General features: G+C 71.4%; 19 protein-coding genes. 6 read left to right on the top strand and 13 right to left on the bottom strand.

Going from position 1 to position 13,848, the window contains the following annotated elements; genetic code table 11:
- The first annotated feature begins 8 nt into the window (after window positions 1–8).
- Together AB0F89_RS37845 and AB0F89_RS37840 are read left to right on the top strand one after the other, a co-directional pair.
- Window positions 9–836: a hypothetical protein gene (locus AB0F89_RS37845; protein ID WP_367139672.1), complete on the top strand. Its 828-nt coding sequence runs from the start codon at window positions 9–11 to the stop codon at window positions 834–836.
- Between the two features lie 106 nt (window positions 837–942).
- A complete protein-coding gene (locus AB0F89_RS37840) occupies window positions 943–1,149 on the top strand; it encodes a hypothetical protein (RefSeq protein ID WP_367139670.1) in 207 nt (68 codons plus the stop codon).
- 106 nt (window positions 1,150–1,255) lie between these two features.
- On the opposite strand, the gene AB0F89_RS37835 is transcribed toward AB0F89_RS37840, so the two are convergent.
- Window positions 1,256–1,723, bottom strand: coding sequence for a hypothetical protein (locus AB0F89_RS37835; RefSeq protein ID WP_367139668.1), 468 nt, complete (start codon window positions 1,721–1,723; stop codon window positions 1,256–1,258).
- Window positions 1,724–2,111: 388 nt separating this feature from the next.
- Here AB0F89_RS37835 and AB0F89_RS37830 point away from each other — a divergent pair, with 388 nt between their 5' ends.
- From AB0F89_RS37830 to AB0F89_RS37820, 3 genes are all read left to right on the top strand, one after another.
- Window positions 2,112–2,999, top strand: a complete 888-nt coding sequence (locus tag AB0F89_RS37830; RefSeq protein ID WP_367139666.1) for a ParA family protein — start codon at window positions 2,112–2,114, stop codon at window positions 2,997–2,999.
- Window positions 2,999–4,093 carry a ParB/RepB/Spo0J family partition protein gene (locus AB0F89_RS37825; RefSeq protein ID WP_367139664.1) on the top strand — a complete coding sequence of 365 codons (1,095 nt, stop codon included), beginning with the start codon at window positions 2,999–3,001 and terminating at the stop codon, window positions 4,091–4,093. The genes AB0F89_RS37830 and AB0F89_RS37825 overlap by 1 nt, the downstream gene beginning before the upstream one ends.
- A 208-nt stretch (window positions 4,094–4,301) precedes the next feature.
- Complete coding sequence (locus AB0F89_RS37820; RefSeq protein WP_367139662.1) at window positions 4,302–4,526, top strand: hypothetical protein; 225 nt, start codon at window positions 4,302–4,304, stop codon at window positions 4,524–4,526.
- Between the two features lie 13 nt (window positions 4,527–4,539).
- Here the strand turns inward: AB0F89_RS37820 and AB0F89_RS37815 are convergent, their stop codons facing one another.
- The 3 genes from AB0F89_RS37815 to AB0F89_RS37805 all read right to left on the bottom strand — a co-directional run bounded on the left by AB0F89_RS37815 (window position 4,540) and on the right by AB0F89_RS37805 (window position 5,940).
- Entirely contained in the window at window positions 4,540–4,821 is a 282-nt protein-coding gene (locus tag AB0F89_RS37815) for a hypothetical protein (protein WP_367139660.1), read from the bottom strand.
- Between the two features lie 212 nt (window positions 4,822–5,033).
- Window positions 5,034–5,213, bottom strand: coding sequence for a hypothetical protein (locus AB0F89_RS37810; RefSeq protein WP_367139658.1), 180 nt, complete (start codon window positions 5,211–5,213; stop codon window positions 5,034–5,036).
- A gap of 142 nt (window positions 5,214–5,355) precedes the next feature.
- Entirely contained in the window at window positions 5,356–5,940 is a 585-nt protein-coding gene (locus AB0F89_RS37805) for a hypothetical protein (RefSeq protein ID WP_367139656.1), read from the bottom strand.
- 380 nt (window positions 5,941–6,320) lie between these two features.
- Here AB0F89_RS37805 and AB0F89_RS37800 point away from each other — a divergent pair, with 380 nt between their 5' ends.
- Window positions 6,321–6,986 (top strand): hypothetical protein, encoded by a 666-nt coding sequence (locus tag AB0F89_RS37800; RefSeq protein ID WP_367139654.1) that lies wholly within the window; start codon window positions 6,321–6,323, stop codon window positions 6,984–6,986.
- A gap of 15 nt (window positions 6,987–7,001) precedes the next feature.
- On the opposite strand, the gene AB0F89_RS37795 is transcribed toward AB0F89_RS37800, so the two are convergent.
- From AB0F89_RS37795 to AB0F89_RS37755, 9 genes are all read right to left on the bottom strand, one after another.
- Window positions 7,002–7,427, bottom strand: a complete 426-nt coding sequence (locus AB0F89_RS37795) for a hypothetical protein (protein ID WP_367139652.1) — start codon at window positions 7,425–7,427, stop codon at window positions 7,002–7,004.
- A gap of 57 nt (window positions 7,428–7,484) precedes the next feature.
- Entirely contained in the window at window positions 7,485–7,958 is a 474-nt protein-coding gene (locus tag AB0F89_RS37790) for a hypothetical protein (RefSeq protein ID WP_367139650.1), read from the bottom strand.
- 301 nt (window positions 7,959–8,259) lie between these two features.
- Window positions 8,260–9,189, bottom strand: coding sequence for a hypothetical protein (locus tag AB0F89_RS37785; RefSeq protein ID WP_367139648.1), 930 nt, complete (start codon window positions 9,187–9,189; stop codon window positions 8,260–8,262).
- Between the two features lie 220 nt (window positions 9,190–9,409).
- Window positions 9,410–9,706, bottom strand: coding sequence for a hypothetical protein (locus AB0F89_RS37780; protein WP_367139647.1), 297 nt, complete (start codon window positions 9,704–9,706; stop codon window positions 9,410–9,412).
- A gap of 248 nt (window positions 9,707–9,954) precedes the next feature.
- Window positions 9,955–10,626 (bottom strand): hypothetical protein, encoded by a 672-nt coding sequence (locus tag AB0F89_RS37775; protein WP_367139645.1) that lies wholly within the window; start codon window positions 10,624–10,626, stop codon window positions 9,955–9,957.
- A gap of 324 nt (window positions 10,627–10,950) precedes the next feature.
- Window positions 10,951–11,208, bottom strand: coding sequence for a hypothetical protein (locus AB0F89_RS37770; protein ID WP_367139644.1), 258 nt, complete (start codon window positions 11,206–11,208; stop codon window positions 10,951–10,953).
- Between the two features lie 27 nt (window positions 11,209–11,235).
- The gene (locus tag AB0F89_RS37765) at window positions 11,236–12,411 is read right to left on the bottom strand and encodes a LysM peptidoglycan-binding domain-containing protein (RefSeq protein ID WP_367139642.1); all 1,176 of its coding nucleotides are present in this window, start codon (window positions 12,409–12,411) and stop codon (window positions 11,236–11,238) included.
- A gap of 73 nt (window positions 12,412–12,484) precedes the next feature.
- On the bottom strand, window positions 12,485–13,057 hold the full coding sequence (locus tag AB0F89_RS37760; RefSeq protein ID WP_367139640.1) for a hypothetical protein: 573 nt from the start codon (window positions 13,055–13,057) through the stop codon (window positions 12,485–12,487).
- Between the two features lie 60 nt (window positions 13,058–13,117).
- Window positions 13,118–13,828, bottom strand: a complete 711-nt coding sequence (locus AB0F89_RS37755) for a pyruvoyl-dependent arginine decarboxylase (protein WP_367139639.1) — start codon at window positions 13,826–13,828, stop codon at window positions 13,118–13,120.
- Window positions 13,829–13,848: the final 20 nt, after the last annotated feature.

Here is a 13,848-nt window from a genome sequence, read left to right as displayed (position 1 = left end):
CGGAACACGTGGACGACGAGCACACCGACCCTCTCCGACATGATCCCGAGACGCGCAGGCTGTCCACGCTGCTGGCGCTGCGCACCTGGGCGGTGCAGGCCGGCGGCGACCCGAGCAACCGGGCGTCGCTGGTGGTGCTGGCGTGGGAGGCGGGCGAGCACCGCCTGGTTGAACTCGCCCGCGCAGCCGGCGTCGACCAGCAGACGGTGTTCGAGGACCTGCTGCGCCGCGACGTCACCCCGCGCGGCCTGCCCTCGGACACCCCGTCTCCCGAGCTGCTGGAGCACCGGCACGTCGCGGTGCTGGCCGACAGGCTCTCGCAGGTGCTGCTGCCGACCATGATCGGCCCGGTGACCGAGCCGCTGGCCTCGGTGGCGTGGACGGCGCACCAGGTGCTGGAGGGTCTGGCGAAGGTCCTCGACCCGCACCCGGAGCCCGACTTCGACCGGGTCGCGTGGCTGGCCGGCATCGCCGAGCACGCCGACGGCCTGCGCCGCGACATCCACCGGCAGCTCGCCGCCGAGTGCACCGACGCGCAGTTGGCCACGCTCACCACCGACACGGCGGACGCGGTGGCCGAACTGGGCACGGCCGCGTACGTGGAGGCCGCCGAGCTGCGGCTGATCATGGCCGACGGTCTGACCCGGGTGCGGGTCGACCTGGACCGCACCGCCCGCCCCGGCGAGCACCCCGCCGGCTGGTCCCAGTGGTCGGGCACCGCCGCGCTCGACCCGGTGGACCGCGTGCGCCACCTGGAGCTCAGCTCGCTGCTCCGCCAGCTCTCCGAGATCGTCACCGGCGCCCTGCCCGCGGCGCTGGTCGGCCTCGACGCCTGACCCTCCCCCGGCCGGGCCGCAACGTCGCCCGGCCCCACCGACCCCGCCGCACCGACCGGGTGCGGCGCCGATTCCCCAACCCGTTCACGAGGAAGCAGAGGACACGATGTCCCACACCGAACCCACCCCCGCCGGTGACATCGACACGACGCCCGTCGCCGCGCCCCCGATCGGCACCGGCCCGGCCACGGCGGACGACGACATGCTGGTGATCGACGGCGACTTCGACACCCGCACCGACATGCACAAGGTCCGGCGCGGCAGCGGCGGCCCCAAGCACATCGTCGTCACCGGCGACTTCTTCGCCGGCTGACCCACACTCACCGGCCCCGCTTACGGGCCGGTACGCGCGAGGCCCCCGCCACACCTACCCGTGGCGGGGGCCTCGCGTCCATTGCGGGTCCGGGTGTGCAGCCGGATCAGACCGGGTCGACGCTCACGGTGCACGCGCCGGTGGAGCCGGGAGTGACGGTCATCTTCTGCCGGTTGATGGTGACCTCCACGGGCTTGCCGGCGTCGTTCTTGCCGAGGTCGCAGTAGAAGTTGGTCTTGGTCTGGTAGTGGCGGCCGAGGGCGTCGAACGAGCCGAACCAGTAGTCGTGGTACCAGACGTCGCTCCAGGTTTTGCAGGTGAAGTAGTACTTGCGCTCACCGGCGTCCAGGTCCTTCTTGTCGGAGCAGGTGTGGTCGCGGTGTTTGAACTGGATGTAGACGTTGCGCAGGGTGATCGTGTCGGTGTTGGTGACGTAGACGGGGAACGTGTAGCCATCGCGCGCCTCGGGCGCCGCGGAGGTGTCGGCCGGGCGCGCGGACGCCGGTGTGGCGAGCACGGCCAGGGCGGCGAGCAGGGCGGTCAGGATCGCGGCGAGGCGAATTCGTGGGTTCATGTATTCCAGGGTCGTGTTCCGCGCCACGTGCCGCTGACGGGCGGGCCGGTGTGCACACTGCCGTGGCGGGAAACCACCGGGCCCGGACGCGCGCCGGTAGCGCCCGGTAGTGACGATCACGGTAAGGGACCGGGAGGGCGCGCGGGCGGGGTCCGCCGGGCGACGTGACTGCGACCTGCATCGACACGAGACCGGCTGTGTGTCTGCGGTGAGCGGCTTGATAACCGGGTTATCGGATTGATGACCGGCCGGGGGCTCCGCCGCCGACCCGCGTGCCGCTAATCTGGGCGCCACCTGCCCGGCCGCACCCATCTGGCATCGGCCTGAGCGCGCTGGCATCCCTGATCCAGCCCACCCCGCACCTCCACACTGGCCCGAAGGGTTCACCGTGACGACAACGATCTACGAGAGCGCCTGGGATCTCCTCGACAAGCAGCTCCACCGGGAGATGAAGCTCGTCTGGAACCCGTCCGGGCCTGTGATCCTGGCGGTCGACAGCGAGAAGGGCGGGGTGGGCAAGAGTGCGCTGTCAGCCGGTCTCGTCGCCGTCATGGCCGCGAACGGCAAGCGCGTCCTGGCGGTCGACCTGGACCCGCGGGCCTCGCTCACCGAGCAGCTCGACGCCACGGAGGGCGAGTTCTCCGTCAACGACCTGCTCTACGTGGACACCGCGGCCGACCCCGACGAGCTGCCGGAGCTGAGCGGGCTGGCCGCGCAGGCGCTCCGCGACGCCGGTGAGGAGTGGGGGCCGAACGTCAAGGTCCTCGCCGCCGACCGGGCGCTCGGCAACCGCGAGCACGACAACACCCCGAACCTGGAACACCGCCTGCGGGTCTCCCTGGAGGGTGTGGCCGAGGAGTTCGACCTCGTGGTCATCGACTTCCCACCGCGGCCAGGCGGCAAGCTGGTGGCATCCGGTCTTCTGGCCGCGACGCACGTGCTCTACCCCGGCACCCTGACCGAGGACGGCTACGTGGGCATCGCCGATGCGCTGCGGACCCGCCGGTTCATGGACCAGGCGAACCCGCGGAAGCTGATCGATGTCGGCATGGTGCGCAACATCGTCGACCGGAAGACCAGGGTCGCCCAGCTCATCGAGGACAAGTTCCGCGAGGACTTCAAGGATCGGGTCCTGCCCGTCGTCGTGCCGAAGCGGGTGATCCGCGAGGAGGCTCGCCTGGCCCGGGTGCCGATCACCGCGGCCCAGGGGAAGGACGCTCAGGAACTCGTCAACGCCTACACCGGCGTGCTGAACTTCGTGGGGAAGGCGGCCTGATGGCTGGGCTACTCGACAAGGCCAAGGAGAAGAAGGACCTGCGGCGGGCGAACGACGCCGGCGTGGACCCGGCAAGGCTGACGCCGGACGCGGCCGTGTCGAGCACGGTGCCCGGTGCGCGGTTGATGATGATCCCGCTCGGCGACATCGCCTACAACCCGCGCAACGCCCGTGACGAGGACATCGAGGACGACCCCAGGACGGTCGAGCTGGCCAAGTCCATCGCGCTCATCACGCAGCAGCAGCCGGCCGTGGTCGTTCCGCGCGAGGTGTTCCTGGAGCGGTGGCCGGACGAGAGGATCAGCAAGCTGTGGGTGGTGATGGCGGGCAACCGGCGCCGCGCCGCCAACAAGCTCAACGGGACGCCGGAGATGGAGTGCATCGTCCGGGACCGCATCACCTCGGAGATGCTGGAAGACATCCCCATCCACGAGAACGTCCACCGCAAGGACCTCGATTCTCTGCGCCTGGCCTACTGGCTGGCCGAGAAGGTCAAGGAGCTGGGCAACGAGCGGAAGGTGGCCGAGGCGGTCGGCAAGTCCCAGCCGTGGGTCAATCACCTGCTCAAGTTGCTCCAGCTCATCCCGGAGCTCCAGGCCGAGATCAAGGGCGAACGCCTCTCGGCCAAGCAGGGCCGGTTTCTCGCCCGCCTGCCTCGTGAGGAGCAGGAGGAGGTGTGGCTGCGCGCCGCCGCGCTGCCGGAGGAGAAGCGTTCCGACTTCTGGTCGGGAGGGGCGTGGAAGGCTGATAACCCGGTTATCGGCGCGACGCCGGTCGCCGCGACTGCACCCCTCCGGCCCGATGTGCCCGCCGGTGCCGGCGCGACGGCCGACCCGCTCGCGCCACCTGCCGGGTCCGGGGCCGCAACCGACCTGGGTGACGCGGAGCGTACCGACGAGGTGAGCGGCGTCGGGGAGGACGAGCCGCCTCGCGAGCAGGAGCCCGCGAAGCCGGAGCGTGCTCGTGCGCCCAAGCCGGCGATCGTCATCCGGATCGAGGAGCGCGACACCGTCGCGTTGGCCGAGGCGTTGCGCTCACACCTCGACGACGTCGAGTTCACGGAGCTTGTCCAGGCCATGCAACAGCTGTCCTGACGGGCGGCGCCGCCACCGAACGGGAAGCCCCGGCCGCGATGATCGCGGCCGGGGCTTCGTGGTGATAACCCGGTTATCACGCCGAGGGGTGGCTGTTGCCTCCCGACGGCCCACGTGCCGATGGCGGAGGCCCTGTCACGCTCGGGGGAAGCGGCTCTGGCGGAAACGGCATGTCGGTGGACGGTGCGACGGTGCGATACTCGCGCGCATGTTCCCCGTGGCGGTGCTGGCGTGCCCGGTGATGCTGGTCGCGGTGTGGCCGGACGGCGGCCGGTGCGACGCCTGGACGGTCCCGGCCGGTGAGCCGGTGCAGGTGAATCCGGTGTGTCCGGCGCCGGGCGTGGTGCGCGTGCACGACGTGCGGACCGAGGCGGCGCAGGCGGACGTCCCGGCGGGCTGGGTGGAGCTGGTCGACGTCGATGTGCCGTTCTGAGGTCGGTCGCCGGTCAGCTGTCGGCCGGGGGCTTCTGCCGCGGTGCGCGGTGTCCGCGGCCGGGGCCGGGTTGGCGGCCGGGGCGCGGGACGCCCAGCGCCTCGTCCTTCGGGTAGCCGTGCACCTGGGTCACGCCGTGTTCGGCCATGAGCCTGCGGGCGCTGGAGTCGCCGGAGAGGCCGAAGTGGACGGCTATGCCGGCGGCGCTGATCAGGCCGTGTTCGGCGAGCTTGCGTTCGGCGTCGTCCTGTGCGACCTCGACGGGCTCCTCCGCGTGGTCGGCAGGGGTGCTCATGTCGTGTCTCCCTGTGGACGTCGTGGCCGAGGTGGGGTGGAGGTCCGGGCTGTGGCTCCGGTGTCGCGCACGGGTGCGACGGTACGCGGCGAGCCGCTGTTACCTGCCTCCTGGTGGGCGCCGGAGCCGGTGGAGACGGCTGTGGCCCGACCCCGGGTAGTCGGGTCGGGCCACAGCCGTCGTCGCGTGCGCCGGTCACCGGCGCGGGCGGGTCAGTCCCAGGTGGGCGGCGGGGTGCCGGCGGCCTTCGCCGCGGCGTTCACGCGCCGGCGGTAGGCCTTGACGTGGGCGGCGGTGATGACCGTGCCCTGCGGGGCGATGTCGTCCTGCTCGGCGACCGTGCCGATGGTGGGGCTGGCGTCGGGGTTGCCGATGTTGCTGTAGTCCGCCATGAGGGTCCTCTGCTCAACGGGTTGGGGGTGGTGCCCCGTAAAACTATCGTGCGCAGCGCTCGTTTGTTTTCTAACTGGGCTTTTACCACCCGATCGGAGTACGGCGGGCGTGCTCGGATGCTGGTGGTCGCCTCGACGCGCGTCAGCGCTGGTGCGGATTGAGCTCGCGCAGCCGGGTGTCGAACCCGGCGGGCAGCACGGCCTTGGCGACGGCGCCGCTGGCGGGGTCGAGGTAGCCCCAGCCGGCCATGCCGGGCCCGCAGATCATCAGGGTCAGGGTGCGGTCGGGGTCGACCTCGCGGACCTCGTGGAACTCCTCGCGGCCGATCCGGTTGACCTGCCCGGCGGCGTGTTCGACACCGGCGTCGGGCAGCACCTGGCCGTCGCGGACGGCCCACCGATCCTCCACCAGCAGGCCGTCGAGGATCGTGGAGTGGAAGTCCCAAGGGTGGTTATGCGGGCGGGGCCCGGCCGGGTCGCGCAGGTCGGGCGCGAACCACCGGTTCAGCTTGATCGTGCGGGTCGGGGTGCGCAGCAGCACCAGCTCGGCCTTGTACGCCTCGCCGGTCGACTCGTCGGGGATCAGCGTCCACCGCGACGAGAAGAAGTCCTCCTCGCGCAGCGGGCCGAGTTCGGGGGCGTGGTCGACGACGCCCTGCGCGGCGAGGTCGAACATCCGCCGGGGCAGGCGCAGGCCGGGGGCGATCGTCACGGTGGTGCCGGTCATGGTCGGGCCTTCCGGATCGGGGGTGGTTCCCGATCACCAAAGCGCACCCGTCAGGGCTCTGACCAGGGGTTTCCTGGGTTTCGCCGCCGAGGAAACTGAGGAAACCGGCGGCGGCCTGCGGGGACGGCGAAAGTTTCCCCGCCGTCATGAAACCCGGCGTCGGGGACACCTGCCGGTGGCGCGCGGCCCGGCCGGTGCCGCACCGCACCCCCGCCGGTCCCACCGCTGCGGGATCGGCCACGGGGAGCCCAGCGCAGGACGCGCAGGAGGACGCGCACGTGCAGGCGATTGGGGACGGGCCTGGGGTATAGCGTCGCCCACGCGCCTGTGACCGGATCGAGTCGCCGGCGGAGCCCACGTCATACCCCTGGGAGGAACCGATGCGACACCCGAGGCCGCTGCGGGGCTCCGGTCCGACGGCCGCGACGCGGGCGCGGGTCGACGCGGCGTCGGTCGAGGCGGCGACCGCGTTCTACGACCACGCGAGCGGCCTGGTCGTGGTGCGCGGTCCCGACGGCGAGGTGGAGCTCGGCAGGCTCGACACGCGTCCGACGTTCATGGGCGGGCAGTTGTGTCCCAGGGTGGTGGAGGAGTTCCTGGTCCTCTTCGGGTGGACGGTGTCCCGGTTGTCCGACGGGCTCGGGTGGACTCCGGCCGGCACGCGCTGGACGACGCCCGTCATGCGCCGCCCGGTGCCCGAGGGCCAAGGCGACCTGCTCGACGCCTGGAGCGCCCGACACCTGCACCGGCTGCTGACACCGCTGGGCATCCGGCACGACCGGGACGTCACCACCATCAGGGTGTTCGACGACGTCGCGGCCTTCGTCCGCTGGGGGGTCGACGGCGTGGTGGGGGACGACACCACCCTGGAGTTCGAGGACCCGGACGGGCGGGTGGCCGCCGTCGTGCGCCATGCCACGGTCCGCGCCGGGCGTGCGTCGCCCGTCGTCGTGGGCGGGCAGCGCGGGTGGGCCACGGTCGCGGACGTCCTCGCGCAGTTGCCGGGCGGGTGGGTCGCCGTGCCGGGAGCGCAGACCGACCGGTGACCACCGTGGCGCGGGTCAGCCGCTGTGGTCGCGCACCGGCCACGGCGAGGCGATGCGCAGGGCGCGCAGCAGGAACTTGGTGGGCGGGGTGCCCTTGACGCGCTTGGTGTAGATCGTGGGGCCGCCGCCCTTCGGCACGAACACCAGGACCTTGCCCGGCGGCGCCTCGATCGGTCCGCGCCCGGCGTAGACGCCGGTGCCGTCGTGCTGGTAGCGGCCGTACTCCAGTGGCGTGAAGACGCGGCCGACGACGAGCTGGCCGCGGATGACGATGATCTCGCGGATGCTGCCGCGCAGGGTGCCCTTGTCGACGGGGACGAACACGCGGGCGAGGTTGCCGGTGCGGCGGGCGACGGTCTCGACGGTGCGCACGACGGGCCCGGTGGGGCCGGTGAGCAGGTTGCGGATCTCCGCGTCCCGGAACGTGGTGTGCGCGGGCATGGCTCCATCGTCGCCCGCGCGCGGGCACGGCGCGCGTCGGCGACCCGGCGGGCCGGGTCAGGTGGTGCGGCGGGCGGTACGCGGGTTGCGGCGGCCGGGGATGCGGTACAGCGTCCCTTGCCCGGATCTGTTCCACTTCGCCGCGAAGGCGTTGAGCAGTTCGCGGGCGGGGCGCGAGTCCGGTGGGCGCAAGCCGGCCTTCTCGGCGTGGTAGACCAGCGAGCTGATGGCCTGCTTGATGGAGTCGGGGCGCAGCAGCACGTAGGGGCCGCTGCCGCGCCCGTTACGGCCGTTGGTCTCTTCGGGGTCCTTCCACCGGTCGATCTGGGCCTGCACGTAGGCCAGGAGCTTGGCGTCGTCGATGTGCGCGACGCTGGATTGCAGGCTCTGCGCGGCGCACCAGCGCTGGTAGTGGGCGAGGCGTCGGCTGTAGCAGCCGAGGGTGTTGTCGGAGTAGGTGCGCAGGACCGCGGGGCGCAGCTCGACGTCGGCGTTCACGGCCAGGTCGGGAAGGGCGTCGGTCTCGGACACACCGATAGGGTGGCAAATCCCGCGCCGGAGAGCGAGCCCGGATCCGGGCTCCTAGCGTTTGGTTCTTGCCTACCCGAGCTTTGATCATCAGGCCGAGCACCGGAGTCGATCAAGTAGATATGGCGTATACCTGCGGGTACACCCCGTATTTGGTGCGCCGGACCCGTGGTGTCGTTGATCCTTTCGGCGGGTCAGCTGTCAAAGATTGGTTCACCGTGGGGCCTGGAGGTCGACAGGGCGGCGCGGTCCTGCTCGGGTGCGCCCGCCCGGCGGTGGGGTCGGGCGGGCGCGCGGTGCGCGGTCAGTCTTCGTCGGGTTCGGGGGTGCCGAGCAGGCGGGCAGCGGTGCGGGTGTCGTGGGCGCGGGTCTCCTCGCTGCCGCCGGCTACGGCCCGGCTCGGCCTGCCGTCGGGCATGGTCCAGGTCATGATGCCGTGCTCGCTGACGAGTTCGCGGCCGTGGATGATCGCGGCGGCCAGGTCCTCGACGGTCCAGCCGGACGCGTCGACGCCGTGTCGGCGCACGGTGTTCTCCACCGACGTGTCGAACGGCTGCCGGGTGTCGGCGACGTGGTGGGTGGCGATCTCCTGGGCCAGGTGCTCCAGGGCGGGGTCGAGCTGTCCGCCGTGGTGGCCGGCCCGGAACGCGTCCTCGGTTTCGCGGTCGACGCGGTTTTGGAAGAGGACGGTCAGGATCTCCTCCATGTCGGCGGGGCTGCCGGGCCCGTAGTGGTCGGCGCCCTCGGCGGAGTCCGGCGTGGGCCCCTGCACGAGCTGCGGGCAGTGCTCGCACCGTTCGGCTGGGGCGGAGCTCCAGGGACGGCCGCAGTGCCCGCACGAGCCCAGGCCCAGCAGGGTGGCCTCGACCAGCGGGCGCGGGCTGGGGATGCGGTGCTGCCAGCGGATGCGGGCGGCCTCGATGGCGTAACGCTGCGCGGCCATGCGCGCCGCCTGCTTCCACGTCGGGTCGTCGGTCTGGTGGACCAGCTCGTCGTAGAGCCGCGACGCGGCGCTGTAGGCGGCCTGCCGCCGGTACGGGTCGATCTCGCGGAAGTCGGGTTCGACCTCGGAGATCAGGCGCTCCAGGTCGGCGCGCGACAGGTTGATGCCCATGCCGTTCGATCCGTCGGCGCGCCACGGGTCGCTGCGCCGGCCTCGGGCGCGGGTGTAGGGCTGGTCGTCACGGCGGGCACGGTCGCGGTTGCGGCGCTTGCTGCGGGCGTTGTCGGTCATGATCGTCTCTTCGCGGTCGGGAGCCCACGCCACCCAACCGGCGGTGATCGACCGGTGCACGAGGTGGTGTCCGTCTGCACGTGAGTCCCCAGCACCACCCGTGGTGGTCATCGACCCTTGTCCTCGTCGCCGTCGGCCCGCGTGGGGGGCGACGGCTCGGATTCCGGCAGCGACGTGCGGCAGCCGGAACGGACCGTACCGCACCCAGGTCGGGCAGCCGTCAGAGGCGCAGGAGGGAGAGGCCGGCGTCGGTGGGCCGCACACCACGCCACAGGTGGCCCAGCGGCCCGTCCTTCGACTCGGAGGGCGGCACGTCGTCGTGCTGCTCCACCAGCCCGTCGCGGATGGCCGTGCGCAGCAGGTCCGCGGCGGCGGCGAGGTCCGTCTCCAGTTCACGCGCCAGCTCGTCGACGACGGCGAGCGCGTGCTCGCGGGCGTGGTCGCGGGCCAGGCGCACCACACCGGCCAGCACCGCCGCGCGCAGCAGTTCGATCAGCGCGGTCGCGCGCAGCTCCACACGGTGTTACGCCGATGGGCGGGTGGGAGGTCGGTGGTTTCCCTGGTGGTGCGGGAACACCGGCGGCCCCCATGCCAGCCCGGTGTCCCCTGCGGTGACCGGCGGCCCACAAGCCAGCCCGGTCCTTCCGTGGTGACCGGCGGCCCGTAGCCAGCCCGGTCACCACGGAAGCTACCAGGGGCGGCGCCGCGCGCGATCATGGTTCACGCCGACGGGTGACCGCCGGGCCGGTGGCGCGTCCCCTGGTTCTACCTGTCCGGTTCGCCGTACTTGGCGAGGTAGGCGGCGTAGTTCTCGGCGATGTACCGGCGGGCCTGCTCGTCGGTGATGCGGGCGATGGAGGCGACGGCGGGCGTGTCGTTCACCCGGTGGATCGACACCGGCCTGCACCGGAGGTCCAGCCGCTCGATGCGGAACTTCAGCTCGTCGGCCACGGTGGGCGCGGACTCGACCAGCAGCAGCCGCCCGTCGTCGCGATAGGAGTACTGGGGGGTGCGGCCGAGGCGGGTTTTGCCGACGCTCCACGCCACGGCGGAGGTGAGGAAGTCGGGGGCGTCGGGGTTGATGGTGAGCAGCAGGTGGACGCGGGCGGGGTCGTCGCCCCAGGCGGCCATGCCGGGGCACGGTTCGATCGTGCCGTCGTCGCGGCGCACCGTCACCTCGTGGCGCTCGCACATCCAGCACTGGTAGACGTCTTCGCGGGTGAGGCCGAAGTCGTGGCCGCCCCACTCGTGGTCGATGGGCGGGTCGGGCAGCGGCGCGGCGTCCGCGTCGACCTGCGGCGCGGCGGCCCGCGGGTCGGTGTCCCGGTCCTGGGCGGCGAGGAAGGCGCGCAGGCCCTCGGTGTACTTGGTGATGCCGTGTTCCCGCATGTGCGCGCGGACGGCTTGGCGCTGGTCACGGGTGCGGTGGTCGCCCATCGGTGGCCCTTCGGCGGGGTGCCCACGTCGCCCCGCTCGGGTCGGTGAGGACGGCCGGTGCGGTGGCTGCTGCTGCGCTTGAAACCCCTGGGGGCCAGCTTGTCCTCTGCGCCGTCCCGACCACGTGGGGGTCGTGTCGACTCGGAGACGGGCCCGCGCGATACCCGCCGGCGACCTTAGCGGACGGGGCGTGGCGCAGGCCTGCGGCGCGGCGGGTTTGTCGTGGTTCCGGGGTGGAAGTGTCCTGTTCCACCGGACCGGACACGCGGCTCGTTCTCGAGAACGCCCCACCCGGCCGGGCCGGGTGGGGCGTGGGGTGGCCGGTCAGACGTCGGCGGTGACGGGCGGCCGGTCGAACGGGTCGTCGGGGCGGGCGACGCCCCGCACCAGCCACATGAACCCGTCCTGGAGTTCGGTGCGGGCGATGTTGGCGCACCGCTTGTCGGTATCGGGCAGTCCGTACACCTCGTGGTAGAGGGCGGCGGCCTGTTCGCCGAGGGCCTTGATGCGGTTCATCAGGGCGATCTCGGCTTCGGTGAGGTCGCGGAAGCCCGTGATCTTGCGGTGCTGGTTGTCGACCACGTGGGGGTCTCCTTCGCGGTGTGTGGGTCAGTAGCGCAGCTGGTCGCCGGGGTGGATGAGGTCGGGGTTCTGGATGTTGTTGAGCCGCACCAGGTGGTCGACGGTGACGCCGAGTTCCTGGGCGATGCCGCCGAGGTACTGGCCGGGCTTGACCTGGTACTCCCGCCCGGCGGGCGCACCCCCGCCGCCGGAGCCGGGGATGCTGATCCAGTCGCCGGTGCGGACGTAGTCGCGGTCGGGGATGCCGTTGAGCGCCACGATGGCGTCCACGCTGGTGCCGAAGCGGGCGGCCAGCTCGGACAGGGTCTCGCCGGGGTTGATGCGGTGCGGGAACGACCCGTCGCCGCCGCCGGTGCCGCCGGGGACCATGAGCACCTGCGTGGGGTAGATCAGGTTGCGGTCGCGGATCGCGTTGACCCGCACCAGCTCGTCGACGCTGGTGCCGAACCGGGCGGCGAGCACCGACAGGTTCTCGCCGGCCTTCACCGAGTAGGGCACCCAGCCGCCGGGAGTCGGGACGGGCTGCGGGGCGGGGCCGGGCTGCGGCGGGGCGGTGACGCTGCCGATCGTGAGCTGTTCGAGGCTGTAGTCGTTCACGGTGACGTTGCGGTCGATGTAGCCGCGGGCGCCGGGCACGTTGCCGTGGGCGGTGTGCTGGTGCAGCGCGACCCGGCCGTCCTGGTGGCCCTGGAGGTTGCCGGGGTCGCCGTTGAACACCGCGACCCACAGCCGCACCTGGTCGTCGGCCCACTCGTCGGGCCGCAGCAGGACGCGCCAGTCGTTGAGGCTGGCGTAGACGGAGACCAGGCCCTGCCCGGTGCGGTCGCGCAGCCCGCGGATGAACTGCGGGATGAACGTGTTCGCGGTCCAGGCGTTCCAGTGGATGCCGTCGGGCGCGCTGTCCTCGACGTCGAGCATGGGCATGAACGAGCCGGTGTCGAACACGCCGCGACTGCGGGAGATGTTGACGAAGTGGTCGATGTTGCGCGCCACGGGCGTGTTGGGGTCGGCGAAGTGGTAGGCGCCGGGCAGGACGCCGGCGTTGCGCGCCCCGTCGATCTGGCCCTGGTGCTTGGGGTTGATGTAGTAGTCGCCCTGTGTGGTCTTCACGGAGGCGTAGGTGATGTTGTTGCCGCGCACGGCGGCCCAGTCGTCGATGTCGTTGTGGCTGGAGATGTCGATGCCGTAGTACAGGTCGACCATCGGCGTGCCCTTCGGGGGTGTCGGGGTTCACGGGGCCGGCGGGGACCGGGGGCCGCGTGGATCCGACGGGTGTTCAGCGCCTCGGTACGGGGGGAAGGGCGAACTCGGGGTCGTCGGGCAACGTCAGCCTTGTGCGTGGGGGCTCGGGGACGAGGTTCCAGCGGTCGTCGTAGAGCCTGCGGGACCAGATTTCGGATTCGCCGGGCCATCCTTCGTCGGCCCAGTAGCCGTATCTCTTGGTGATGTACGTGTTGTAGGTGTGGTCCGTGCGGAAGGGCACCGGGAAAGTCAGGTCCCAGATTTTCGCCGCGCCGTCACGGATCTCGATTCCTTCCCGCCGTTCGGTCTGCCGGTGCGGGGTGTCCTCGTCTACTACGAGTTGTATGTTGGTGAGCGTGCCGTGGTCCTTGTGCCACTGGCCGTCGCCGGTGGTGTAGTAGAAGTACATTTCCGGGTTGAACCCGGCGTACCACTCGCCGTCGTTATCGTTGTAGACGTAAGTGCCCCACGGTCGCCATTTCATCAGCGATTCGCCGAACGTCGAGTAGTCCTCCTGCCATTCGCCGGGCTTGCGCACGACGCGATCGTTGCGGCGGCGTGGCGGCCCGCCGATGGTGTTGACGGTGACGGTGACGTCGACACCCACGGGTTCCTCCTCGGGCGGTGCGGGCGCGACCGGCTCCGGGTCGCGCGGCATGACGGCGGGTCAGGCGTCCGAGCCGGGGTCGTCGCCGCCCGCCTGGTCGCGGTCGCGGGGCCACGGCTCGACGGCGTCGAACAGCTGAGTAGGCACGTCGGCGTAGCCGAAGGTGATCCAGCACAGCGACGCGAGCGCGGTGCCGTACGTCTTCTTCACCTCGACGCTGGTCACCAGGTGCTCGGGGAAGTCGTAGATGTAGCGCTTGGCGGTGTCGTTGTTCGGGTAGCGGCGCTTGAGCAGGTTCTTGAGGTCGTTGGTGAGACCGGCCTCGGCTTTCTCTTTCTCCTTGGCGGCGGTGCTTCCGGTGGTTTTCCTGGTGTATTCGCAGGCGTAGCCGCCGATGTAGCGGTGTTCCTGCTTGTCCCACACGTGGACGGAGCCGACGCCGGCGGTGAGGATGTCGTTCTTCTTGCCGTTGACGTGGGCCATGATGCACTCCAGCACGGACCCGTGGTGGAAGTGCTTCTTGGCTTCGGCGAGCGGGATCGCGCGTGCTTCGGCGGGCAGCACGGAGGTGTATTCGAGGATGTTGAAGTTGGCGATTCCGGCGTTGATGAGGGCGTAGTCGTAGGAGCCGGTCTCCCACGGGTTGTCGCCGCTGCCCTCGTCGGTGTCGCCGATGCCGGTGGTGCGGAAGAACAGGCCGGGGATGCGGTTGTAGACGTTGCTGGTGCCCTCGGGTGCGGGCACGGAGACGGGTTCGGTCGAGCTGGTCACGGTGGTGCTCCGTTCGCTTC

Origin of the sequence: Saccharothrix sp. HUAS TT1 (genome assembly GCF_040744945.1) — a bacterium.
Taxonomy (GTDB): Bacteria; Actinomycetota; Actinomycetes; order Mycobacteriales; family Pseudonocardiaceae; genus Actinosynnema.
Note: the sequence above shows the minus strand (reverse complement) of the source record. Positions and strands in the feature narration are given on the sequence as shown.

Coding starts and splice junctions, on each gene's coding strand:
- AB0F89_RS37840 (WP_367139670.1), top strand. CDS start 943: ATGTCCCACACCGAACCCACCCCCGCCGGTGACATCGACACGACGCCC.
- AB0F89_RS37835 (WP_367139668.1), bottom strand. CDS start 1,723: ATGAACCCACGAATTCGCCTCGCCGCGATCCTGACCGCCCTGCTCGCC.
- AB0F89_RS37825 (WP_367139664.1), top strand. CDS start 2,999: ATGGCTGGGCTACTCGACAAGGCCAAGGAGAAGAAGGACCTGCGGCGG.
- AB0F89_RS37820 (WP_367139662.1), top strand. CDS start 4,302: ATGTTCCCCGTGGCGGTGCTGGCGTGCCCGGTGATGCTGGTCGCGGTG.
- AB0F89_RS37815 (WP_367139660.1), bottom strand. CDS start 4,821: ATGAGCACCCCTGCCGACCACGCGGAGGAGCCCGTCGAGGTCGCACAG.
- AB0F89_RS37810 (WP_367139658.1), bottom strand. CDS start 5,213: ATGGCGGACTACAGCAACATCGGCAACCCCGACGCCAGCCCCACCATC.
- AB0F89_RS37805 (WP_367139656.1), bottom strand. CDS start 5,940: ATGACCGGCACCACCGTGACGATCGCCCCCGGCCTGCGCCTGCCCCGG.
- AB0F89_RS37800 (WP_367139654.1), top strand. CDS start 6,321: ATGCGACACCCGAGGCCGCTGCGGGGCTCCGGTCCGACGGCCGCGACG.
- AB0F89_RS37795 (WP_367139652.1), bottom strand. CDS start 7,427: ATGCCCGCGCACACCACGTTCCGGGACGCGGAGATCCGCAACCTGCTC.
- AB0F89_RS37785 (WP_367139648.1), bottom strand. CDS start 9,189: ATGACCGACAACGCCCGCAGCAAGCGCCGCAACCGCGACCGTGCCCGC.
- AB0F89_RS37775 (WP_367139645.1), bottom strand. CDS start 10,626: ATGGGCGACCACCGCACCCGTGACCAGCGCCAAGCCGTCCGCGCGCAC.
- AB0F89_RS37765 (WP_367139642.1), bottom strand. CDS start 12,411: ATGGTCGACCTGTACTACGGCATCGACATCTCCAGCCACAACGACATC.